We start from the raw sequence: 23,464 nt of genomic DNA, 5'->3' as shown, positions 1-23,464 counted from the left end.
CATCGATGTCGCACCTCACCGCCCAGGAGCAGATCCTGGACTTCGTCCGCGGCCGGTACCCGCAGGCCGAGATCGACGCGACGCAGGACATCTTCGCGCTCGGCTTCGTCAACTCGCTGTTCGCGATGGAGCTGGTGATGTACGTCGAGAAGACCTTCGACGTCACCATCCCCAACGAGGAACTGCGGATCGACAACTTCCGCACCGCCACCGCGATGGCCGAGCTCGTGGCCCGCCTCTCGCCGACCGTGGCCGCCGCGTGACGCTCGTCGCACCGGTACCCGTCCAGGTCGTCGACCGGCGCTCGGCGCGGGCGTTCGTCGACACGCACGTGGTGCCGTACGCGGATGAGTACGACAGGATCGGCCGCGTCCCCGAGGACCTGCTGCGGCACGCGGCCGCGGCGGGCCTGTGGGCGCCGTTCCTGTCGCCGGAGTCGGGCGGGGCCGGGATGGACCTGGTCACGCTCGGCGAGGTGCACGAGGAGGTGGGCCGCGGCTGCTCCTCGCTGCGCAGCCTGCTGACCGTGCACACCATGGTCGCGTGGAGCGTGCAGCGCTGGGGCACGCCGGAGCAGCTCGACCGGTGGGCCTCCGAGCTGTCCGGCGGCGAGACGCTGGGGGCGTTCTGCCTGTCCGAGCCGGGCGCCGGCAGCGACACCTCCGCGATCGCGACCACCGCCGTCGAGGGCGGCGGCGGCTGGGTGATCAACGGCGTCAAGAAGTGGACGACCGGCGGGCAGCGGGCGGACCTGTTCCTGGTGTTCGCCCGCACCGCCGCCAGCATCGGCGCCTTCCTCGTGCCGAGGAGCACCCCGGGCGTGCGCGTCACGCCGATCGACGACATGCTCGGCACCCGCGCCTCCATGCTGGCCGAGGTCTCCTTCGACGACGTCGTGCTCGGCCCCGACGCGCTGCTCGGGCCGAGCAGCGGCTTCACGGCAGGCATGGTGCTGACCGGCACCCTCGACCTCGGCCGCTACAGCGTGGCGGCCGGGTCCGTCGGCATCATCCAGGCGTGCCTGGACGCGTCGGTCGCCTACGCCGCGCACCGCCGGGTGGGCGGACGGCCCCTGTCGGAGCTGCCGCTGATCCAGGCCAAGCTCTCCGACATGGTCACCGACGCCCGCGCGGCCCGGCTGCTGCTGGCCGAGGCGGGCCGGCTGAAGGACGCCGGGGACGCCGGAACGATCATGGCGACCTGGATCGCGAAGTACTTCGCCTCCACCGCCGCGGTCCGGCACGCCGCCGAGGCCGTGCAGATCCACGGCGCCAACGGCTGCAGCCCCGACTACCCGGTGGCGCGGTTCTACCGGGACGCCAAGGTCATGGAGATCATCGAGGGCAGCAACGAGATCCAGCGCATCACCATCGCAGGCCAGGCAGAGCGGGAGATGACCAGATGAGCGTGACCACCGAGCGCCAGGACTCCGGCGTCTTCGTCGCGCCGGAGAAACCCCGGCGGGGCCGCGTCAAGTGCGTCGTGTGGGACCTGGACAACACCCTGTGGGACGGCGTGCTGCTGGAGGACGGCGACGTCACCGTGCGCCCCGCCGTCGTCGAGCGCATCCGCGAGCTGGACGGCAAGGGCGTCCTGCACTCGATCGCGTCCAAGAACGACCGCGACGCGGCCCTGGCCAAGCTGACCGAGCTGGGCCTGGCCGACCTGTTCCTCTACCCGCAGATCAACTGGAACGCCAAGTCCGACTCGGTCAAGAACATCGCCAGGGCGCTCAACCTCGGGATCGACGCCTTCGCGTTCGTGGACGACCAGGAGTTCGAGCGCGCCGAGGTGGCCCACGAGCTGCCCGACGTGGTCTGCGTGGACGTGGCCGACCTGGACGAGGCCCTGTCCAGGCCCGAGTTCCGACCCCGGTTCGTGACCGACGAGTCGGCGCGGCGGCGCGACATGTACCGCAGCCAGCTCGCCAGGGACGAGCTGGAGGAGGGCTTCGTCGGCACCAACGAGGAGTTCCTGGCGAGCCTGGAGATGTCGTTCACCATCTCCCCGGCCCGCCGGGAGGACCTGCAGCGGGCCGAGGAGCTGACCGTCCGCACCAACCAGCTCAACTCCACCGGACGCACCTACTCCTACGACGAGCTGGACGCCCTGCGGGAGTCCCCCGACCATCTGCTCCTGGTCGCGTCGCTGACCGACAGGTTCGGCGGCTACGGCAAGATCGGGCTCGTCCTGGTCGAGAAGGGGCAGGGCGTCTGGTGGCTGCGCATGCTGCTGATGTCGTGCCGGGTCATGTCGCGGGGCGTGGGCATGGTGCTGCTCAACCACGTCCTGCGGCTGGCCGCCGAGGCCGGGGTGGCGGTGCGGGCCGACTTCGTGGAGACCGGGCGCAACCGGATGATGCAGGTGACGTACGCGTTCGCCGGGTTCCGCGAGGCCGAGCGGAACGGGGCGAACGTGGTGCTGGAGGCCGACCTCGGCGCCGTGCAGCCGCCGCCGCCGTACGTCCGTCTGGAGATCGGGACATGAGCGTCGCGAGCACCGAGGACGTGCTGTCGCGGTGGCTGCCGTTCCGCGCCCTCACGGGCGCGGAACCCGGCGCCCTGCCGCTGTACTGCCTGCCCCACGCGGGCGGCGCCGCGTCCGCGTTCCGGGGGTGGCAGCGCAAGCTGCCCGGCGTGGCCGTGCAGCCCGTCCAGCCGCCCGGCCGCGAGTCCCGGCACCGGGAGCCGCCCTACGAGCGCATGGAGCCGCTGGTCTCGGACCTGGCCGACGCCGTGCTCGCGGACGTGGAGGCGTCCGCGGCCGGTCGCCGGTACGCCCTGTACGGCCACAGCCTCGGCGCGATCGTCGCGTTCGAGCTGGTCCGCGAGATCCGGCGGAGGGGCGGGCCCGCTCCCGTGCACCTGTTCGTCTCCGGCTCCGACGCCCCCCACCTCACCTACGAGGACGGGCCGCCGGTGCGGAAGATGAACAAGGGGGAGGTGGCGGCGCTGCTGCGGGCGCTCGGCGGCACCCCCGAGTGGCTGCTGGCCGACCCGGAGGCGCTGGAGATGATCCTTCCCGCGGTGCAGGCCGACTTCACCGTGAAGGAGACCTACGTCTACCGGGACGAGCCGCCGCTGGGCCTGCCGATCTCGCTGCTGACGAGCTCGGCGGACCCGCGCGTCTCCCCGGCCAAGGCGTCGGGGTGGCGCGCGCTGACCAGCGCCGGCTTCACCCCGCACCCGTTCGACGGCGGCCACTTCGCCGTCTTCGAACAGGCGCCCCGCACCCACGCGATCGTCGCGGAGGCACTCCGCCCATGGGTGTGACGCAGGCCGCGACCGTGAACCCGCGGTCCGCGAGCGCGCGGGTCGCCGACGCGCAGGCCGGGGACGCGCGGGCGTGGTCGTGGCCGGCCGGGGTGCGGGTGTGGAAGGCGCATCTGGACCGGGCCGAGCGGGCGGAGTGGTGGGAGTGGCTGTCGGAGGGCGAGCGGGAGAGGGCATGCGCCTTCGCCCGCGCCGTCGACCGCCGCCGGTACGTCGTCGCGCACGCCGCCCTGCGCTCCGTGCTGGGCGGCGTCTGCGGCGTGCCCGCCGCCCGGGTCGCCTTCTCCCCGGACCCCTCGGGCCGCCCCCGCCTCGACCCCGGGGGGGGCCGGCCCGCGCCCGACTTCAACCTGTCGCACTCCGACGAGTGGGCCCTGGTCGCCGTCGCCCCCGAGGGGTGGCGCGTGGGCGTGGACGTCGAACGCGTCCGCGACGACCTCGACCCCCTGGCCATGGCCGACCGCCTCTACCGCCCGGAGGAGGCGGCCCGCCTGCGCGCCGCCTCCCCCGGCGCGGCCCTGACCGGGTACTTCCGCCTGTGGACCGCGAAGGAGGCGTTCGTCAAGGCCACCGGCGGCGGCCTGGCCCGGCTCGGCGACGTGCTCGTCCACGGCGAAGGACACGAAGGGAGCGCGACCTGTGAGCGGTCGCGCTCCCTCGGCGGACCGGTCCGCTGGCTCGGCGTCGCCGCCGGCTACGCCGCCGCGGTGGTCACGATCGCTTCGACACCGGCACCACGTACCGGCTGAACACCAGGTCGCGCAGTACGTCGTCGCCGCCCTCGACGATCGACACGTACCGCATGTCCCGGAGCAGCTTGCCGATGACCGCGTCGTGCGTGTAGCCGAGCCCGCCGAACATCTCCGAGGCGGTCGAGGCGATCCGCCACCCCGTCTGCCCGCAGAACATCTTCGTCGTCAGCGCCTGCTTCAGCGTGCCCACGCGCAGGAACTCCTCGCCCGCGTCGGGCCGGGCCGCGATCTCGTCGTACGCCCGCGCCGCCGCCAGGCACTGGTTGGCCATGACCTCGATCTGCATCTCGAACTGCCCCAGCCGCGCGGCGAACACGGCGTTGGCGATCAGCGGCGCCCCCTTGACCGACTTGGTCTTGGCGTACTCCATGCACACGTCCCGCACCCGCCGGGCGATGCCCAGGGCCGTGGCGGCGATGAGGATGCGGCTGGCGTTCAGGCCCACCTCCAGCAGGCGCAGGCCGTTGCCCCGCAGCACGTTCCCCGCGGGCACCCGCACCCCGGACAGCGACACCTGGTACGTGGCCGACGAGCGCAGCCCGATGACGTCCCACCGCTTGTCCACGGCGATCCCCGGTGTGTCGCGCGGCACCAGGACGGCCAGGTAGCCTGACGGGTCGTCCTGGGCCCGCGCGACCACGACGAGGAAGTCGGCGAAGTCGGTGTTGGTGGAGAACGCCTTCTGGCCGTCGAGCACGACCGCGTCGCCCTCGCGGCGCGCGGTCGTGGTGATCCTGGCCAGTTCGCTGCCGGCGGCGTGCTCGCTGCCCAGCGTCGCGGCGAACCCGCCGCCGGCCACGAGCGGCTTGAGATGGCGCTCCTTCAGCTCCTCGCTGCCGTACCACTGGACCATGCTCGTGGTCAGCACGGGGATGAAGAGCGTGAACGCGGCCCCGGCGTCCGAGTACGCCAGCTCGGCCGCGATGCGGACGCCCTCCTCCAGGCCCATGCCGAGGCCGCCGAACTCCTTGGGCGTCCACCAGTTCGCCAGGCCGGTGTCGGCGAAGCGCCGGTAGAGCGGGAGCGGGGCCTCGGCCAGCGAGTCCAAGTACGCGTCCTTGCCCAGCAGCTCGCGCCGGGCGAAGCCCTGCACGGTCCGCAGGTACTCGGGCTGCTTCATGGGGTGCTCAGTCCTCCTCGTCGCGGGCGTCGAGCAGTTCGGCGAGCCGGCGGACCGTGGGGCACTCCAGCAGGCCGGTCACCGGCACCGACGCGTTGAGCGTCCTGCGGATCCTGGTGGTCAGCTCGATCGCCAGCAGCGAGTGGCCGCCGAGCTCGAAGAAGTTGTCCAGGGCGCCGATGGGGTCGATGCCGAGCACGCGGGACCAGATGTCGGCCAGCGCGGCCTCGGTGCCCTCGCGCGGCTCCACGTACGGGTTGTTCAGCTCCGGGCGCGGGTGCCGTTCGCGGTCGTCGAAGTCGTCGCCGCCGCCGTGGATGTCGCCGGTGACCCACTGCGCGATCCGGGAGTCCAGCGACCCTGTGGAGATCACCAGGTGCCCGACCCGGTCGGCCGCCGACAGCGCCCGCTCCAGGACGTCCACGCCCTCGGCGGGGGTCATCGTGTAGTCGGTGACGGCCTCGCTGTGGCCGGCCACCCGGTCGGGGTCGATGTTCCAGGTGTCCCAGTCCACGGTGACCCAGCGCCCCCGGCCGGCCGTGCGCGCCACGCGGGCGTAGGCGTCGAGGGCGGCGTTGGCCGACGCGTACGGTCCGAGGGTCATCCCGCCGAGCACCGACGCGATCGACGACAGGGTGATCCGCCGGTCCGGGCACCGTTCGCCGAGCACCTTCTGCAGCACGTGGAACCCGGTCACCTTGGCCGCGAAGTGCGCCTCGCACTGCTGCCGGTCCATCAGGTGCGCGAAGTTGAAGTACGCCCCGTCCTGCACGCCCGCGCCGTGCACCACCACGTCGATCGCGTCGAACCGCTCGACCGCCGCGGCGACGACGGCCCGCATCTGCTCCTCGTCGGCCACGTCCGCCGACAGGGCGAGCACGGTCGCGCCCCGGTTCTCCAGGTCGCGGATGTTGCGGATGTGCCGGACCGTGCGCTCGCCGCCGGGCGGGGGCGCGGCCAGGTAGGCGTCCCACTCCTCGGGCGGCGGCAGCGGGGAGCGCGCGGTGAGCACCAGGCGGCAGCCGTAGGCGTCGGCGAAGTGCCGGGCCAGGACCAGGCCGACGTCGCCGAGGCCGCCGGTGATGAGCACGGTGTCGCCGTCACGTACCTGCCGCCGTTCCGGGGCCGGCTCCTCGATCGGGTACGGCTCGTACGCACGCAGCCAGGTCTCGCCCGCGCGCACCGCCACCGGACCCTCGTGCCCGGCGACCGCGGCGGCCAGCACCTGCTCGGCCAGGACGGCGGCGTCGCCGGCGGCGTCCACGTCGATGTGGCGGCAGAGCAGCCGCGGGTTCTCCTGCTGGAGACTGGGGGCGAGCGCGGCCAGGGCGGCGTGCTCGGGGTGCCGCAGGTCGTCGCCCGCCACGCTGACCGCCTGCGGGGTGAGCAGCACCAGCTCGGCGCGAGGAGCGGACCCGGTGTTGTCGACCAGCTCGCGGGACAGCGCCAGCGCCGAGTAGAAGCCGCGGTGCTGCTCCTCGGTGAAGTGCGCCGCGGGGTCGGCGCCGGGGTCCTGCTCGGGAGAGGCCAGGCTGAACGCGTGCACGATCGCCCTCGGCATGGCCACCAGCGAGTACATCACCTCCGCCACGTCGTCGGCCTTGCGGGCGCGGACGGTGAAGTCACCGGTGTCCTCCTGCTCGAACCGGTCGCCGGCGCGTACGGCGGTCACGTCGGCGCCGGCCCGGACGAGCCGGTCGACCAGGGCCTCGCCGCGGTCGTCGGCGGCGAACACCAGCCACGGACCCGCCTCGCGCAGCCGCTCGTCCAGGTCGGAGACCGGCAGCGGGTGCCGCTTCCACGCCGGCAGGTGGGTCCAGCGCGACCGGTCGAACGTCTTGCCCTGACCCGCCGGCGCCTGCGCCTGCGCGGGGCCGGCCTTCACCCAGAACCTGCGCCGCTGGAACGGGTACGTGGGCAGCTCGACCCGGCGTCCCTGCCCGTTGTGCAGCGCCGCCCAGTCGATCGCGCTGCCGGCCATCCACAGCCGCGCCACGACCCCCAGCACCCACTCGGCCGCGGTGCCCCCTTCCCCGGGCGCGACCACGACCTCCTCGACCTGCTCGTCGTCGTCCCGCACCACGCGGACGCCGATGGCCCCGAGCCCGTCGGCGAGCGCGTCGAGTGCCGATTCGCGGGACGGACCGGCGGGCGCGGAGGCGTGCCGCAGCACCGTCCCGGCCGCGGAGTGCAGCTCGCTCCACCAGGTCTCCGGCGCGTCCGCGGGGGCGGTGAGGCGGACCTTGGGATTGCGGCGCTGGGTTCTGCCGTCGATCCAGCGGGACGGGTCGTCCAGGGCGGCCACCGCGTCGTCGTGGTCGTGGACGACGACGGCGCGGCGCAGGGCGAAGCCGCCCCGGGAGACCTGGAGCGTGAAGGCCACGTCGGCGAGGTCGTCGCCGCGGTCGTCGGTCAGACGGCGGCGCAGCCGTTCGGTCACCTCGCGCAGCGCCTGGTCGTCGCCGGCCGAGAACACCAGCAGGTGCGGCCCGGGGCGGTCGGGGCGGGAGGGCCGCCGCGGCGGCTCCTCCATGACCACGTGCGCGTTGGTGCCGCCCAGCCCGAACGAGCTGACCCCGGCCCGCCGCGGGTGCGGCCCCGTCTCCCACGGCCGGTCCTCGGTCAGCACCGTGAACCGGTCCTGCGCGGTGGCCAGCGCGGGGTTGGGGGTCTGGTAGTCGGGCGTGCCCGGCAGCAGCCCGTGCTTGAGCGTCATGGCCGCCCGCATCAGCCCGGTCACGCCGGAGGCCCGGTCGAGGTGGCCCAGGCTCGGCTTGAGCGACCCCAGCACGCACGGCGTCTCGCGCGGCTGGGAGAAGACCCGGTTCATGGCGGCCAGCTCGATCGAGTCGCCCAGCATGGTGCCGGTGGCGTGGCACTCGACGTACCCGACGGTGTCGGGCTTGACCCCGGCCACACCGAGCGCCGACTCGATCACCTCGGCCTGGCCGTCCACGCCGGGCGCGGTGTACCCGGCCCGCAGGCGGCCGTCGTTGTTGGCCGCCGAGCCCAGGATGACCGCGTGGATGACGTCGCCGTCCGCGAGCGCGTCCGTCATGCGCTTGAGCGCCACGACGCCCGCCCCGCTGCCCATCACGGTGCCGCCCGCCTCGGCGTCGAAGCTGCGCACCCGGCCCTCGGGCGACATGATGCCGCCCTGCTCGTACAGGTAGCCCGCCGGCTGGGGGAGCGGGGTGAACGCGCCGCCCGCCACCGCGATGTCGCATTCGTACGTGAGCAGGCTCTGGCAGGCCAGGTGCACCGCGACCAGCGACGTCGAGCAGAACGTCTGCACCGACACGGCGGGCCCGCGCAGCCCCAGCTTGTACGACACCAGCGAGGCCAGCGAGTCGCGCTCGTTGCCCACGGCCATGAGCAGCGTCCCGCCCGGCTGCGAGCCGAGGTGCTGGAGGTTCTGCACGATGTAGTCGGGGAACCCGCACCCGCCGAAGACGGCGACCTGGCCGGGCACGTCGGTCGGGCAGTACCCGGCGCCTTCGAGGGCCTCCCACGAGCACTCCAGGAACAGCCGGTGCTGCGGGTCCATGGTCTCGGCCTCGCGCGGGTTGATCCCGAACACGGCGGCGTCGAAACGGTCGAGGTCGTGCAGGGGGCCGCCGACGCGCACGTACCGGGGGTCGGCGAGGACGCCCGGGTCGACGCCGGCCTCCCGCAGCTCCTCCTCGGTGACGGCGCGCAGGCCCTTGATCCCCGCGAGCAGGTTTCTCCACAGCTCGGCCACGTTCCTGGCACCGGGGAAGCGCCCGGACATGCCGATCAACGCGACCGCGGAGTCGTAGTCGGTTCCGGTGGTCATGACGTCCTTCCGCTCCTGAGCATGTTGCGCCGCTGGGCGATGCGGGACCGCTGCCGGTCCCTGGCCTCGCTCGGCTGCTCGCCCGCGTCCTGGCCGGCCTGGGCCGCCTCGGCGAGCGAGGCGATCGTGGGCGCCTGGTAGAGGATGTGCGGTGGCAGGTAGGACAGCTCCAGCGCCTTCCTGACCTCAGCGATGATCTCCATGCCGAGCAGCGAGTTGCCGCCCAGCTCGAAGAAGTTGTCGTGTACGCCGACCTGATCCAGGCCCAGCGCCTCCGCCCACACCCCGGCGATGGTCTCCTCGGCCGGTGTCTGCGGCTCGACGTACGCGGTGGACAGATCGGGGCGCGGGTGCCGGCCGAACGCGTCTCTGATCTTCTTCACCGTCGCCTGGTGGCTCTCGATCGAGGACCTGCGGCTCATCGCCACCAGAGGCGCGAAGTCCTGCGTGGAGGCCACGACGTGCCGCTCGCCGCTGGCGAGGGCCCTCAGCAGGGTCTCCCAGCCCTGGTCGAAGGTGAGGCCGAAGTTCTCCCGGTACCAGGCGAAGTACTGCTTGGAGCCCTCGTCGTAGTTCTCCAGGCCCTCGGTCCAGCCGTTCCACGTCCACTCGCACCAGTCGACGGAGGTGACCGTCACGCCGGGCAGGGGGTCGCTGAGCGCGAACGAGTCGAGGAAGGCGTTGGCGGCGCAGTAGTCCACCTGGCCGGCGCCGCCGCCGGTGGCGGAGGTGGTGGAGGAGTACAGCGCGAGGAAGTCCACGTGCGTGTCGCGCAGCGCCTCGGCCAGCGCGAGCGTGCCCATGACCTTGGGCGCGAGCACCCGTTCCATGTCGGCGACGGTCTTGAACTGCATGAGCCCGACGGCGGGCACGCCGGCGCAGTGCAGCACGCCGTTCAGCGTGCCGAAGCGCTCGATGGCGGCGGCCACGGCGCGGCGGGCGTCATCGGGCCTGGAGACGTCCCCGGCGACGGTGACGACCTCCGCGCCGGCCGCCTCCAGGCGGCGCAGCCCCTCCAGACGCCTGCGGACCTCGGCGGCGGTGGAGTCGGAGGCCAGGATCGCGGGCCACTGCTCGCGCGGCGGCACCGGCGTGCGTCCCAGCAGCACCAGCCGCGCCTGGTAGTGCTCGGCCAGCCGCTCGGCCATGGCCAGGCCGATGCCGCCCAGGCCACCGGTCACCAGGTAGACGCCGCCCTTCTCGACCCGGGCGGCCGGGGGCCTGGCGGCGATCACGGATGCGTCCAGCACCTCGTAGTCGGGGATCCACCGCTGCCCGCCGCGCAGCCCGACCACCTGGTCGGACGGCTCGGCGAGCAGCTCGGCGAGCAGTGCCTCCGCTCCGGCGTCGACGTCGATGACGCGGGTCCTGACCTTCGGGTACTCGACGGGGATCAGCCGGGCCGGGCCGAGCAGGGTGCCGAGCCCGGCGTGGACGCGGTCACCCGGGTGCACCCGCTGGCCGCCGGAGGTGACGATGTCGAGCTGCCAGCCGGTCAGGCCCATGTCGCCGGCCGCGCGGGCCAGGCCGACCAGCGTGTGCAGGCCGCGCTGCAGGGTCTCCTCGATCGGGGCGTCCCGCACCGACCACAGGTGCACCACGCGCTCGGGCTCCCAGCGGCGTCCGGCCAGCTCGCGCAGCGCCGCCAGCGCGTCCTCGGCCGAGCCGGGACGTACCCGCAGGCCGTCGCCGTCGCTGGAGAACCGCTCGCCGGGCCGTACCAGGACCACGTCCTCGCCGGACGCGGCGAGGTGCGCGAGCAGCGGCGCGGCCAGCTCGGCCGCGCGGCCCTCGTCGGTGTAGACCAGCCAGCGCCCGGGTCCCCCCTCGCGGGCGGGCCGGACGGTCGTCTGCCTCCAGACGGGCGCGTGGATCCAGCGGGTGTCGGGCAGGCGCGGGTACGCCTTGGCGATGCTGGTCGGGTCGCTCTCGTCGTAGGCGGCGGCCCCGCCGCCGCTGAACGCGCTCTGGTCGATCTCCAGCCAGTAGTCCTGCCGCTCGAACGGGTACGTCGGCAGCGGCACCCGGCCGGGTGCCCAGCCGTCGTCCTCGTGCAGCGCGGCCCAGTCGATCGGCACCCCGGTCAGCCACAGTTTCCCGACCGCGGTCGCGACGGCGGCGCCGGCGTCCTGGGCGTCGCCGGCGGCGGGGAGCGTGGTCACGATGAGCGGCCACTGGTTGCGGTCGCAGGACGGGTGCCCGCGGGTCAGCGCGCCGAGTGACTGCCCGGGGCCGATCTCGACGAGTGCCAGGTCGGCCTGCCCGAGCGCGCGGCCGAGCCCCTTGCCGAACTCGACGGTCTCGCACATGTGGCGGGCCCAGTAGCCGGGGTCGGTCACGACCTCGGCGGTGGCCGGCTCGCCGGTCACGTTGCTCAGGTACGGCAGCTCCGGCGGGTTCAGCGTGATGTTGTCGGCGATCCACGCCGTCAGCTCGCCGGCCAGCGGGGCGAGCATCCGGGAGTGGAAGGCATGCGTGGTCTCCAGCCGCCGGTGCCCGATCTTGGATTCGAGCAGCAGCGAGGCGGCCCGCTCCACCGCCTCGGTCGGCCCGGCGAGCACGACCTGCGAGCCGGTGCGGACGGCCACGTCCAGCTCCCCGGTGAACACCTCGCCCAGGACGGCGGCCAGCCGGCGTTCGTCGGCCGACACCGCCAGCATCGCCCCCTCGGGCTGCGAGGCGATGAGCTTGGCCCGGTACGCCACCAGCCGCAGCGCGTCCGGCAGCGACAGCACGCCCGACAGGCAGGCGCACACGTACTCGCCGAGGCTGTAGCCGATCATGATCTCGGGTGTGACGCCCCAGCGGATGAGCTGCCGCGCCAGCGCGTACTCGGCCACGAACACCGCGGGCTGCACCAGGTGCGGCTCGGTGGTGGAGCGCGGCGCGCCCGCCTCGGTCCGGCCGAGCAGCCTGGCCAGGTCGTCGGCGTCGCCCCCGGCCTGCTCGGCGGGGACGAAGATGTCGGACAGCTGGCCGGGAGCGGTCAGCCCCAGCAGGGCCAGGCACTCGTCCACGTCCGCGCGGAACGCCGGCTCGTCGGCGTAGAGGGCGGACACCATGCCGGGGTACTGCTCGCCGACCCCCGCGACGAGGAAACCGGTCCTCCGCCCGACGGTCGGGTCCGCGCGTCCCAGTGTGGCCGCCGGGTCGGCCAGCCGGGCCGCCGCCGCCCCCGGCGAGTCGGCGATCACGACCCTGCGGTGCCCGTACGGTTTCCGCCCGGCCTGCAGCGTGTACGCCACGTCGCCGAGGTCGTCCGACGACGTCGCCAGGTGGGCGGCCAGCCGCGCGCACGACTGCTCGGCGGCGGCCTGCGACCGGGCCGAGACCGGCAGGATCTGCCAGCGGCGCGAGCGCGTGCCGCGCGGTGCGGGGAGAGGCGCCTCGGTGACGATGGCGTGCGCGTTGGTGCCGCCCATGCCCAGCGAGCTGATGCCCGCGATGCGCGGCCTGTCCGGCGTGCGTGGCCACGGGGTGGGCTCGGCGGTGACGCGGAAGGGGCTGTCGTCGAAGTCGATCTCGGGGTTGGGGGAGCGGTAGTGCAGTGTGCCGGGGATCAGTTCGTTGCGCAGCGACTGGACGACCTTGATCAGACCGGTCACGCCGGAGGCCCGGTCCAGGTGGCCCACGTTCGGCTTGATCGAGCCGAGCACGCAGTACTGCTTCCGCTTCGTGGCGCCGAACGCGCGGGTCAGCGCGGCCACCTCCATCGGGTCGCCGACCTCGGTGGCGGTGCCGTGCGCCTCGACGTACGAGATGTCGTCGGGGTCCACACCGGCCCGGGCGAGGGCCGCCGACACGCAGCGGCGCTGCCCGTCGATGCTCGGCGCCAGGTAGCTGAACTTCATCGCGCCGTCGTTGTTGATGGCCGAGGCGCGGATCACGGCGTGCACGGTGTCCCGGTCGGCCACGGCGTCGTCGAGCCGCTTGAGCAGCACGACCGCCGCGCCGTCGCCGAACATGCTGCCCCGGCCCTCGGCGTCGAACGTTCGCACGTGGCCGTCGGGCGACTCCTGGCCGCCCTCCTCCCACAGGTAGCCGGTGCGGTCGGGGATGCGTACCGACACGCCGCCGGCCAGCGCCATCCGGCACTCGCCGCGCCGCAGGCTCTCCCCGGCCAGGTGGACCGCCACCAGCGAGGTCGAGCAGAACGTCTGCACCGACAGCGCGGGGCCGTCCAGGTCGAAGCGGAAGGCGACGTTCGTGGCCAGCGCGTCCTTGTCGTTCCCGATCATCAGGGCGCTGGTGTCGATGCCCATCTGGAAGGCCATGAGCCGGGTCAGCAGGTAGCCGCTGATGTTCATCCCGGCGAACACGCCCACGCTGCCCCGGCCCTCGGGGACGGCGTACCCGGACGACTCCAGGACCTCCCACACGCACTCCAGGAAGATGCGCTGCTGCGGGTCGGCGAGCGTGGCCTCGCGCGGGTTGTAGCCGAAGAACGCGGCGTCGAAGCCGCGGATGTCGTCCAGGATCGGCCGCATCCGCACGTAGTTCGGTTGCTGGAACGTCGCCGGCGACACGCCCGCGGCCAGGAGGTCGTCGTCGGAGAACTCAGTGAACGACTCCACGCCGGTGCTGATGTTGCGCCAGAACGTCTCGATGTCGGCCGCACCCGGGAACCGGCCGGCCATGCCGATGATCGCGATATCGGCGTCGCCGGATGAATGGTGCTGATCCATCAACATGCCCTTCTTCACGGAGGTTCCTGTCACAGCAGCCCGCCGCGGCCCCAGCCGCGCGCCAGCCTGCGGGCGGCGAACGCGCCCGCCGCCAGGCCCAGCACCAGCAGCACGGCCGCGGACGGCACGACGCCGGCCGCGTCTCCGCGCACCGCGGCCTGCATCATGTCCAGCGCGTAGTAGCCGGGGGAGACGTGCGCCGCCGCCTGCGCCCAGCCGGGCATGATGCTCAGCGGCACCAGGGCCCCGCCCAGCGAGCTGAGGGTGAGCGCGCCCACGTCGGAGATCACGCTGAGCTCGCCGTGGCTGCGCACCAGCGTGGCCAGCACCGCGCCGAGCGACAGCAGCGCGAACGCCCAGATCACGATGGCCAGCAGCACCAGCGGGGGCGACGGCGGCACCGGGAGCCCGATGGCCAGGCAGCCGTAGACGATCAGGATCGCCTGCTGCGCGATCATCACCACGAACAGCGGCAGCGTCTTGCCGATCAGCAGCTCGAACGCCGGGGCCCTGCTCACGCGGAGCCGGTCCCAGGTGCGCCAGGTGCGCTCCGACAGGATCGCGTTGCCCGCCATGGAGATCGCGAACACCGAGAACATCACCATCAGGCCGGTGGCGATCTGGGCGACGCCCTGGTCGAGAGCCCGGACGTACAGGGGCTTGAGCACCAGCATGAGCACCATGGGCATGGCGACGTAGCTGATCATCTGCCCGGGGTCGCGCAACCGGATGATCAGGTTGTGCCGGGCCAGCGCGCCGATGCGGTGCAGCGCGTCGAGCACGCCGAGGCGGCGTGGGGCGGGGTCAAGCAGCATGGGTGACCGCCAGGGATCGGTAGAGGTCGTCCAGGGACGGGTTGCGCACGTCGACCGAGGTGACCGGGCGGTTCACCCGGCCGAGCAGGTCGACCAGGGCCGCCGCCGGGTCGGAGGTGGAGACCGCGATCTCCTCCTCGCCGTCCAGCGTGACGCGTACCTCGCCCGGCAGGTCCCGCAGCAGCTCGTCGCAGGCCCCCCTGGCGATGATCCGGCCGCTGCGCGCGACCGCGATCGTGGCCCGGAGCTCGGTCAGCTCGGGCAGGTAGTGGGTGGTGTAGACGACGGCCGCGCCCTCTCCCGCGCGCTGCTTGACCACGTCCAGCATGGCCTGGCGGGTCTCCAGGTCGGCGCCGGCCGTGGGCTCGTCGAGCAGGAGGAGGCGGGGGCGGTGGACGAGGGCGCTGGCGGCCTGCGTACGCCGCTGCTGGCCGCCGGAGAGCCTGCCCGTCCTCCTGTCCATGATCTCGGTGAGCCGCAGGACGACGGCCAGCTCCTCGATGGCCTCGTGCAGCGCCGTCCGCCGCAGGCCGGCGAGCCTGCCGTACAGCTCCAGGTGCTCCCGCACGGTGATGGAGGGGTACAGCGCCAGATGCTGGGGCGCCACGCCGACCTCGCCGCGGGCGGCGGACGGGGGTCTGCCGTCGATGGTCACCCGTCCGCCGTCGGGGCGGATCAGGTGGGACACGATCTCGACGAAGGTCGTCTTCCCCGCGCCGTTGTGCCCCAGGAGCCCGACGATCTCACCGGCTGCCACGCTCAGAGTGAATCCGTCAAGGGCCTGGACATCGCCGTACCGTTTGACGAGATCGGTTGCCACCAGCAACGTGTCACCTCCCCAATGTCGTGGAGTAAGCGGACTAGTGCGGTTGAAGCCATCTTGAACGGATGGCGCCGGGAATTGACGGGGCACGTGGTGGCAGGTAGTTGCCGTAAAAACCCGCCAGTGGCCCGGCATTTCCGCCCGGAGCTTTACTTCATAATCTGACCGGCATGGACGTTGGGCCGTTGATAGCCGCCGGGCAGGACTGCGAGATCCTCGACGCCGGGCCCGGCCGGGTCGTCCGGCGCTCCCGCGACGGCCGCGACCTCGAACGCGAGGCCGCCGTCATGCGCCACGCCCGCCGCCACGGGTTCCCCGCCCCGGAGGTCTTCGACGCCGAGGGCCCCGCCATCCTCATGGAGCGGGTGGACGGACCGAACCTCCTGGCGGAGCTGGTCCGCGCGCCCGAGGACGCGCCCCGCCGGGTCCGCGTCCTGGCCGCTCTGCTGCGCGACCTGGCCGGGGTGCGCGCCCCCGGCTGGCTCCAGGCCGCCCCCGGCTGCCCCGGCAACCGCCTGCTCCACCGGGACCTCCACCCGGCCAACGTGATCCTGACCGCGGACGGCCCGAGGGTCGTCGACTGGGCCGACGCGGCTCGCGGCGCGGCGGGCGCCGACGTCGCCTGCACCTGGCTGCTCCTGGCCACCGTGCCGGCCGGGCCGCTGCTGGGGGAGCACAGGGCCGCCGCGCTGGCGGCGTTCCTGGAGGACGCCGACGCGGCGGCGGCGCGGCCGTACCTGAGGATCATGGCCGACCGGCGGCGCGCGGACCGGAACACCACCGACGCGGAGAAGGCCGGGATCGCGGCCTTCCTCGCCGAACACGCCCCGTCCTGACCACCTCTCCGTCGCCCGGGAGGCTGACATGCACAACCGCGACGTACGCGCATCCGACCGAGACCGCGACGACGCCGCCGAGCGCCTGCGGCTGGCCGTGGAGGAGGGCTGCCTCGACTTCGGGGAGTTCGACGAGCGGGTGGGCCGGGCCTACCGGTCGGCGACCCGGGGCGAGCTGGCCGACCTGGTCGCCGACCTGCCCGAGGAGCGCCGGCGGAACCCGCCGAGCCCGTCCCCGGCCGGGCTCCCGCGCTGGCTGAAGCTCGTGTGGACCGGCTGGGCGGTCGTCTTCGCGGTCAACGTCGCGGTCTGGGCGGCGGTGAGCGTGGCCGAGGAGTGCCCCCAGGACTTCTGGCCGACGGGCATGCTCCCGCCCGCGCTCATCTTGGCGATCGTGACGGCCGGGATCATCCTGAGAAGACGAGACGCGACCGGGGAAGGATCCTGATCCATGCCATCGTCACCCGCCACGACGTCCGAGCGGCGCACAGAACTGGATTCCATCCGGGGCCTGGTGGTCGTCGGGCTGGTGTTCTTCCACACGGCGCTGGTCTTCGACGCCCGGGACGACTTCTACGTGAAGAACGCCGAGACCACCCCGGTCACGCTGGTCGTCGCGGCCCTCGGCGTGTTGTGGGCGATGCCGCTGCTGTTCTTCCTGGCGGGCCTGGGGGCGTGGCACTCGCTGCGCCGGCGGGGCGCCGGGGAGTACGTCGCCGAGCGCCTGCGCCGCCTCGGGGTGCCGCTGGTGTTCGGGACCGCCGTGCTGGTGCCCGTGCCCGAGTGGTTGCGGCAGCGGGCCGACCCCGCCTTCCAGGAGTCCTACCTGGAGTTCCTGCCGCGCTTCTTCGACCTGGACGGGTTCAAGTGGCACGACTTCCCGTTCATCTTCGAAGGGCGGCACTTCGAGTTCGGCCACCTGTGGTTCCTGCTGCTGCTGCTGACGTTCTCCCTCGTGCTGGTCCCGCTGGTGCGCTGGGGCGGCGCCCGGGGGCCGCGGCTCGCCGACCGCGCCGCCGTCTTCGCCGAGCGCCGCCCGGGAGCCATCCTGCTGCCGGCCGTGCCGCTGGCGGTGGTGTGCGCGCTGGCCGGGCTGGAGGAGCAGTTCGCGGGCTGGCACCGGGCGGCGTACCTGCTGTTCTTCCTGTTCGGGTTCGCCTTCGCCGGTGACGAGCGGTTCAGGGCCGCGCTCCGCCGCGACCTGCGCCTGCTCGCGGTCTCCGGCGTGGTGATCTTCCTGGTCGGCGGGCCGCTGCTGATGACCGCGGGCGGCGACCCCTTCACCGACCCGACCCCGCAGGCGGTGGCCGGCCGAGCCCTGTTCGGCGTGACCGGGTGGTGCTGGCTGACCGCGATACTCGGCTTCCTGGACCGCCGCGGCCGGTCGGCGGCGACCCGGCGGGAGTCCGGGTCCCGCCGCTGGTACGCCTACCTGTCCGAGGCCGTTCTGCCGCTGTACGTCCTGCACCAGCCGATCGTCGTCGCGGTCGCGTTCGTCGTGGTCGGCTGGGAGGCGCCGATCATCGTGAAGTTCTCGGTGATCAGTGTGGTCTCCCTGGTGCTGATCTTCGCGGTGTACGACCTCCTGGTCCGCCGCACCGCCCCGACCCGCTTCCTGTTCGGCCTGCGCCCCGGGCCGCGCCCGTCCGCGGCGGTCCGGTCCGGCTCTCCCGGGTGACGGCGGAGCGCCGGAGCACGGCCGCGGGACCGGGCGTTCATCCACGGGCGCGGGGCGGGTGCTCCGCGATCGTCACAGCGTGCTGGCCAGGGGCCAGGTGGCGTTGGGGGTGACGATGGTGCCCGCCGTACCCTCGAGGATCTGCACGGCCTGGTCCAGGCGGCCGACGGCGGCCATGTCGCCGGTGGTCTCGACGAACCGGCAGGCCGCCTCGACCTTCGGCCCCATCGACCCGGCGGGGAAGTCCAGCTCGCGCAGCTCGTGCGGGGTGGTGTGGCGGATCTCCTGCTGCTCGGGGGTGCCGAAGCCCTTCATGACCCGAGGCACGTCGGTCAGGATCAGGAAGGCGTCGCACTCCAGCGCCTCGGCGAGCATCGAGCCGGTCAGGTCCTTGTCGATGACCGCCTCGATGCCCTGCAGCCGGCCGTTGCCGTTGCGGATGACGGGGACGCCGCCGCCACCCGCGCAGACCACCACGACACCGTCGCGGACCAGGCTCCGGATCAGCCGGGTCTCCACCACCCGCTGCGGGGCGGGCGAGGGCACCACGCGACGCCAGTACGGTCCGTCGGGCTTGACCGCCCAGCCGTTCTCCGCGGCCAGTTTCCCGGCCTCGGCCCGGTCGTAGACCTGGCCGACGAACTTGGTGGGGTCGTCGAAGGCCGGGTCCACCGCGGAGACGAGCGTCTGGTTGACCATGGAGATGACCTGGCGGCCCGGCAGCGCGTTCTGCAGCGCCTGGAGCATCCAGTAGCCGATCATGCCCTGGGTCTGCGCGCCGAGCGTGTCGAGCGGGTAGGGGCGGGTGAGGTTGGGGTCGGTGGCGCTCTCCAGCGCCAGGACCCCCACCTGCGGGCCGTTGCCGTGGGTGATGACGAGCTCGTGCTCGCGGGCGAGCTCGGCCAGGGAGGCTGCGGCGATGCCGACGCTCTCCACGCCGGAGTAGGCGAACAGCACCAGCGCGGCGGACACCGAGACGGCGCCGATCCACGAACCGCCGGTGGCGTTGAACGGGCCGAAGTCGGCCGACTGCACGAAGAACAGGCCGACGATCGCGACGAAGATCAGCGGGGCGAACTTCAGGATGGTCGTGACCAGTTGGAAGGCGCCCATCTTGGTGACGCCGGCGAGGTTGATCAGCGCCGGGATCCACAGGCCGATCAGCCCGATGACCACCTGGGCGGCGGTGCCGCTCCAGTCCAGGCCGAACGCCGCGTCGGCGAAGTGGACGACGTAGCCCACCCAGGCGACGGCGATTCCCGCGTTGCCGGCCCATGCCGTGATCCAGAACGACCATGCGTTCATGAAGCCGGGGAACTCCCCGAAGGAGTCGCGGGCGTAGGCGTACGGCCCGCCCGAGGCCGGGATGCGCCGGCCGAGCCGCCCGAAGACGACGGCGAGCGCGAGCGCGCCGAGGGTGACGATGCCGAACGCCAGGATGCTGACGGTCCCGAAGGCCGCGAGGGAGGCCGGGAGCAGGAAGATCCCGGTGCCCACGATGTTGCCGACGACCAGCGCGACGGCTTGGAGCAGTCCCAGCCGCCCGCCTTCCCCGGCGGGCGGAGGGGCGCTGTCCTGCCGGCCGGTCCGATCGGCGGCGGCCGCTCCGGTGAGCGGTCAGCCTTCTGTGTCTTTCATGGTGCTTCCCGATTGACGGTGATGCGGCCACCTGCCCGGTCGGCGGTGGCCCTCTCGGCATGGACGGCGCGGTGGCCGGTGACCGTCCCGGGTCTTCTGCGATCCGTGGTGCGTCTGTCCAGCAGCCGGGAATCTGTCCTCATTGGACCGTTTTTTCCAGCTCGGCGGCGTAGGCGAACGGCCTTTACCGCTGCTATGTCGTCACAGTACGTAGTCGCCATTACCCTGCGGATCCGTCGCCCTAACCCGGCCGTTCCGCGGTCCGTAGGTCCCGTGCCGCCGGGACCTACGCCTCTGCCCTGGTCCGCGCCGGTGCGCGAGCCTCAAGGCAAGGAGGTTCGCCATGCTCAACCCACTGGCCACCCACGCCGGAACACGCCGCCTCATCACCGCGGCCGGCACCGCGCCTTCGGTGCACAACACCCAGCCGTGGCGCTTCGTCGCCCGCCGCCGGGAGTACATCGAGCTCCACGCCGATCCGGACCGCTGGCTGAAAGTGGCCGATCCGCGCGGCCGCTCCCTGCGCATCAGTTGCGGCGCGGCCCTGTTCAACCTCCGGCTCGCCCTGCGCGTCAGCGGACACCGGCCGCTCATCTGGTCGGCCCGGGCGGCCGGGGACGATCCGTCCACCCTGCTGGCCGCGGTACGGCCCGCGAGCGCCGCTCCCGCCTCGACGGCCGAGCACGATCTGTACGACGCGATCAAGATCCGGCGTACCAACCGGCAGCCGTTCACCGACGCCCCCATCCCGGCGGCGGTCGCGGACGAGCTGGGCATGGCCGCCCGGTTGGAAGGGGCCGGACTGGTCTTCCTCCGCGATCCGGCGAGCGTCGCCCTGCTGGAGGAGGTCGCCGCGGCGGAGGAGACGCTCACCGGCAACCGCGCCTACCGCGCCGAGCTGGCCCGGTGGACCTCCGGCCCGTCCCACTCCGACGGCATGCCGCCCTATGTCCAGGGGCCGCGGCCGATCGGCGATCTGGTGCCGGTCCGCGACCTCGCGAGGGTGACCCGGGAACGCGTCCGCTTCGAGGCCCGTCCCCACCTCGCCGTCCTGACCACCCCGGGCGACGACCCCGCCCACTGGTTGCGCGCCGGTCAGGCGCTGCAGCGGGTCCTGCTGGTGGCCACCCTGCACGGAGTGTCCGCCTCGTTCCTCAACCAGCCGCTGGACCTGCGCGACATGCGCCACCACACCGATCCCCGGCATCCCGGCGGCCACCCTCAGATGATCATCCGTCTCGGGTACGGCCCCGCCGTGCCGCGCGCCCCGCGCAGGCCCGTCCCCGAGTTGCTGCACGCCGCCTGAGCGCACGCACGATCACGGAACGTGCGCCGCCGCGGGCGTCTTCGCCACGGAGAACAGCGGCGCCCCGCAGATCCCCTGCGGGGCGCCGCGTCGGTGGGGACCCGGGTCGCTCAGGCCCCGGCGGTGTTCACCGCGGCCGGGGTCCCCAGGGCGGGCGCGTCGCCGGCGCAGGCCGGCACGACGCCGGGCTCGTTCCGGTGTCCGGTGGCGGGGAGAGGCGCACCGCGCCGGCTTTCTCGCCGGCCACGACGTCCGGGAATCCGGGGTCCTGGTGGCTGAAGCCGTTGCCGGCGCCAGACGGGGGAGGACGGCAGGCGGTCGAGGAGGTGACCGGGTGGCGCCAGGGGATGCCGCGGAGGAAGGCGCCCTGCGCGCGGGTGGGTCCGGTCGGCTGGGCGGCGGGGATTCGCCCCCAGCGTAGGTGCGTAGGTCGGGGACGGCCGGCGGGCGCGGGATCTCTCCACCGTCGGTGCGCGGCCGGTGCTCATCCGGTCGATCACCTGGTGGATCCGGTCCCGGTGAGGCTCGGAGGAGGGCCGTGGGTGAGCTCCCATGGCCGTGGACGGTACCGCCCCTGCGGGCGCCCGCCGCTGTCGCGGAGGGAAGGGGTGACCGCCTCAGAGGAGGGGCATCGGGACGGTGAGGAGATCGTCGACCTGGAAGGTCAGGTCGTCCTCGACCTCCACCACCCCTTCGACGGCCCGGACGGCCGCCACCAGCGAGGCGATCTGCGAGCACCGGGCGACCCGGCCGCCCAGCGTGACGACGCCGTCCCGGACGCCGGCGGTGATCTGCTCGGCGGGGATGCCGAGCCGGGTGAGGACGGCGGTGACCTCCCGGCGGATGTCGGCGGCCGGGCGCAGGAAGATCTTCAATAGGTCGCCCTGGTGCACGGTCCCGGCGATCCGCCCCGTCACCGTGTCGATCACCGGGAGTTGCTTGATCCGGTGAGCGTGCATCAGCCGGGCCGCCTCGCGCACCGGCGTTCCGGCGGTGACCGTGATCGCCGGGCTCGTCATGAGCCGGCTCGCGAGGGTGCCGGCGGCCTTGCGGCGGTCCCGGCGGCGGATGCGGCCCGGCAGCAACGCCGTACCGTGCGGATGGTCGACGATCTCCTTGAGCAGGAGGTCGTCCTCGGACACCACGCCCACCGGGCGGCGGTCGGCGTCGATCACGGTGACCGCACCGACCTTGAAGCGCTGCATCGTGGCGACCAGCTCGGCGAAGGAGGCGTCCTGCCGCACCGCGATGGCCACCCGGCCCATCACATCTTTGACCTGCATCATCATCGTCACTACCTTTCTGCTTGATTTGAGGGCTTTCGCCGTACAGGTGGGGTTCTCACGACCTGGACGCCCGTCCCCTTCGGTCAGGGGACGGGCGTCGTGCGGGCGGTCACTTCAGCACGGGGAGTCGCTTGACCAGGGCGGTCCTGCCCCACCAGGCGCCGATGCCCAGGGTGTCGCCGGCGTGGGCCAGGGCCAGGCCGGCCAGGACGACGGCGTAGACGATGTGGTCGTCCATGAACGGGTTGGTGTCCAGGGGCAGCTGGGCCGCCCACATCAGCAGCATCATGGCCGCGCCCGCGCCGGCCGCGATGCGCATGCCCGCGCCCAGCAGGAGGGCGGTGCCGACGCCGAGCAGGCCGAGCATGAACAGCCAGTCGACCCAGGCCTGTCCGGCCAGGCCGCCGAAGAGGCCGCCGAGGGCGTTCTCGCCGGTTCCCTTGAGGAAGCCGGTGGTCGGGCTGCCGCCGTTGGTCCACGCCTTGGCGGCGGGGGTGGCGAAGCCGAGGCCGAAGGTCTTGTCGGCGAAGGCCCACAGGAACACCCAGCCCAGCGCGATCCGGGCGGCGGCCCAGGCGTAGGCGGCGGGGGCGCGGGTGGCGGCTGCGGTGGCGCGGGTGCCGGCGGGGGTGGGGATGACGTGGCCGTTGACCGGCGTGCGTCCTTCGATGACGGCCATGACTGGCTCCTTGTCCGATGCGCTGCTCTCTCTTCTGTCATCCAGTACATCGGCCGGACCCGGTCTTCCCGCAGAGCCGTACGGCTCTGCCGTCGTCTCCAAGGTCCTGCCGCCGGTGGGACCTTGGCCCCGGACGCACCGGTCGGGTCGGGGAGTTTCGCGGACGAGCCGGAGCGTGGCGGTCACGGTTATCTCAGCGGGGACATCTGGCCGCAGGACCATCCGCTGACATCGGCGATCCGGATGCGCCACCAGCCGCCCTCCTCCCGGGGGACCTCGGCGCCCGTGACCAGATGCGCGTTCCGCAGGTGCAGGAACTCCCCGCGAGCGGCCTCGCCGAGGTGCTCGAAGAGGAGGTTGAATCCCTTGACATCCTCCGACGTGAAGTCGTGCGCCCTGCTTATCTGCTGGGCGACGTTGGTGGCGAACTCCTCGGCGGAGATGAGCACCCCTGTGATGGGCGCGCCGTCGGCCGTCACGGTGATGCTGATACCGGCCTGGGTGTGGGTGACGACATCTACGAGGGTCTGGAGCGCCACATCTGGTTTCGACATGAGGACAGGTTACGCAACGTCACCGGACGGATCCGTTCTGCTGTCCGGGCGGGGCCCGTGTTTTGATGGTTGCTCCGGGGACGGACGAGCGCCGTCGCCCGGAGGGGCCGGCCGGGGGGTCCGGTCGGCGGCGGTGAGGGGTGCTGAGGGGTATGGGTGTGATCCGGGTGGTTCTGGTGGACGACCACGAGGTGGTGCGGCGC

At 73.1% G+C, this 23,464-nt stretch carries 19 protein-coding genes; 9 read left to right on the top strand and 10 right to left on the bottom strand.

What is annotated here, in order from left to right; all coding sequences use genetic code 11:
* Positions 1-5: 5 nt before the first annotated feature.
* The 5 genes from FHS22_RS35250 to FHS22_RS35230 are packed head-to-tail and all read left to right on the top strand — an operon-like array spanning position 6 to position 4,021.
* Complete coding sequence (locus tag FHS22_RS35250; RefSeq protein WP_184948544.1) at positions 6-263, top strand: acyl carrier protein; 258 nt, start codon at positions 6-8, stop codon at positions 261-263.
* The gene (locus FHS22_RS39480; RefSeq protein WP_184948543.1) at positions 260-1,405 is read left to right on the top strand and encodes an acyl-CoA dehydrogenase family protein; all 1,146 of its coding nucleotides are present in this window, start codon (positions 260-262) and stop codon (positions 1,403-1,405) included. The genes FHS22_RS35250 and FHS22_RS39480 overlap by 4 nt, the downstream gene beginning before the upstream one ends.
* Positions 1,402-2,487 carry an HAD-IIIC family phosphatase gene (locus FHS22_RS35240; RefSeq protein WP_184948542.1) on the top strand — a complete coding sequence of 362 codons (1,086 nt, stop codon included), beginning with the start codon at positions 1,402-1,404 and terminating at the stop codon, positions 2,485-2,487. Before FHS22_RS39480 ends, FHS22_RS35240 begins: the two co-directional genes overlap by 4 nt.
* A complete protein-coding gene (locus tag FHS22_RS35235) occupies positions 2,484-3,272 on the top strand; it encodes a thioesterase II family protein (RefSeq protein ID WP_184948541.1) in 789 nt (262 codons plus the stop codon). The genes FHS22_RS35240 and FHS22_RS35235 overlap by 4 nt, the downstream gene beginning before the upstream one ends.
* Positions 3,263-4,021, top strand: coding sequence for a 4'-phosphopantetheinyl transferase family protein (locus FHS22_RS35230; RefSeq protein WP_184948540.1), 759 nt, complete (start codon positions 3,263-3,265; stop codon positions 4,019-4,021). Before FHS22_RS35235 ends, FHS22_RS35230 begins: the two co-directional genes overlap by 10 nt.
* Here the strand turns inward: FHS22_RS35230 and FHS22_RS35225 are convergent.
* From FHS22_RS35225 to FHS22_RS35205, 5 genes are read right to left on the bottom strand one after another with little or no spacing between them, the layout of a single operon-like run.
* Positions 3,984-5,144 (bottom strand): acyl-CoA dehydrogenase family protein, encoded by a 1,161-nt coding sequence (locus FHS22_RS35225; RefSeq protein WP_184948539.1) that lies wholly within the window; start codon positions 5,142-5,144, stop codon positions 3,984-3,986. The genes FHS22_RS35230 and FHS22_RS35225 overlap by 38 nt on opposite strands.
* Before the next feature lie 7 nt (positions 5,145-5,151).
* Complete coding sequence (locus FHS22_RS35220) at positions 5,152-8,961, bottom strand: SDR family NAD(P)-dependent oxidoreductase (protein WP_184948538.1); 3,810 nt, start codon at positions 8,959-8,961, stop codon at positions 5,152-5,154.
* Entirely contained in the window at positions 8,958-13,646 is a 4,689-nt protein-coding gene (locus tag FHS22_RS35215; protein ID WP_184948537.1) for a type I polyketide synthase, read from the bottom strand. The genes FHS22_RS35220 and FHS22_RS35215 overlap by 4 nt, the downstream gene beginning before the upstream one ends.
* 29 nt (positions 13,647-13,675) lie before the next feature.
* Positions 13,676-14,461 (bottom strand): ABC transporter permease, encoded by a 786-nt coding sequence (locus tag FHS22_RS35210; protein WP_184948536.1) that lies wholly within the window; start codon positions 14,459-14,461, stop codon positions 13,676-13,678.
* Positions 14,451-15,281, bottom strand: a complete 831-nt coding sequence (locus FHS22_RS35205) for an ABC transporter ATP-binding protein (protein WP_338048104.1) — start codon at positions 15,279-15,281, stop codon at positions 14,451-14,453. The genes FHS22_RS35210 and FHS22_RS35205 overlap by 11 nt, the downstream gene beginning before the upstream one ends.
* A gap of 173 nt (positions 15,282-15,454) precedes the next feature.
* Between FHS22_RS35205 and FHS22_RS35200 the strand changes: the two genes are divergently transcribed.
* From FHS22_RS35200 to FHS22_RS35190, 3 genes are read left to right on the top strand one after another with little or no spacing between them, the layout of a single operon-like run.
* Positions 15,455-16,120 (top strand): phosphotransferase, encoded by a 666-nt coding sequence (locus FHS22_RS35200; RefSeq protein WP_184948534.1) that lies wholly within the window; start codon positions 15,455-15,457, stop codon positions 16,118-16,120.
* 28 nt (positions 16,121-16,148) lie between these two features.
* Entirely contained in the window at positions 16,149-16,568 is a 420-nt protein-coding gene (locus tag FHS22_RS35195) for a DUF1707 SHOCT-like domain-containing protein (RefSeq protein WP_184948533.1), read from the top strand.
* A 3-nt stretch (positions 16,569-16,571) separates the two neighbouring features.
* Positions 16,572-17,798, top strand: coding sequence for an acyltransferase family protein (locus tag FHS22_RS35190; RefSeq protein WP_184948532.1), 1,227 nt, complete (start codon positions 16,572-16,574; stop codon positions 17,796-17,798).
* A gap of 72 nt (positions 17,799-17,870) precedes the next feature.
* On the opposite strand, the gene FHS22_RS35185 is transcribed toward FHS22_RS35190, so the two are convergent.
* On the bottom strand, positions 17,871-19,331 hold the full coding sequence (locus tag FHS22_RS35185) for a carbamate kinase (protein ID WP_260408612.1): 1,461 nt from the start codon (positions 19,329-19,331) through the stop codon (positions 17,871-17,873).
* A gap of 448 nt (positions 19,332-19,779) precedes the next feature.
* Here FHS22_RS35185 and FHS22_RS35180 point away from each other — a divergent pair, with 448 nt between their 5' ends.
* Positions 19,780-20,742 (top strand): Acg family FMN-binding oxidoreductase, encoded by a 963-nt coding sequence (locus FHS22_RS35180; protein WP_184948531.1) that lies wholly within the window; start codon positions 19,780-19,782, stop codon positions 20,740-20,742.
* Positions 20,743-20,869: 127 nt separating this feature from the next.
* Here FHS22_RS35180 and FHS22_RS37550 read toward each other — a convergent pair whose 3' ends face one another.
* From FHS22_RS37550 to FHS22_RS35160, 4 genes are all read right to left on the bottom strand, one after another.
* On the bottom strand, positions 20,870-21,091 hold the full coding sequence (locus FHS22_RS37550; RefSeq protein WP_338048105.1) for a hypothetical protein: 222 nt from the start codon (positions 21,089-21,091) through the stop codon (positions 20,870-20,872).
* Between the two features lie 268 nt (positions 21,092-21,359).
* Positions 21,360-22,031, bottom strand: coding sequence for a CBS domain-containing protein (locus FHS22_RS35170; protein ID WP_184948530.1), 672 nt, complete (start codon positions 22,029-22,031; stop codon positions 21,360-21,362).
* 106 nt (positions 22,032-22,137) lie between these two features.
* The gene (locus tag FHS22_RS35165; RefSeq protein WP_184948529.1) at positions 22,138-22,707 is read right to left on the bottom strand and encodes a hypothetical protein; all 570 of its coding nucleotides are present in this window, start codon (positions 22,705-22,707) and stop codon (positions 22,138-22,140) included.
* 188 nt (positions 22,708-22,895) lie between these two features.
* Positions 22,896-23,261, bottom strand: a complete 366-nt coding sequence (locus FHS22_RS35160) for a hypothetical protein (protein WP_184948528.1) — start codon at positions 23,259-23,261, stop codon at positions 22,896-22,898.
* Between the last annotated feature and the right edge of the window lie 203 nt (positions 23,262-23,464).

This window comes from Thiemannella venezuelensis (assembly GCF_014203605.1).
Lineage (GTDB): Bacteria > Actinomycetota > Actinomycetes > Streptosporangiales > Streptosporangiaceae > Planomonospora_A > Planomonospora_A venezuelensis.
The sequence above is the reverse complement of the archived record's forward strand: the minus strand, read 5'-3'. Positions and strand labels throughout refer to the sequence as shown.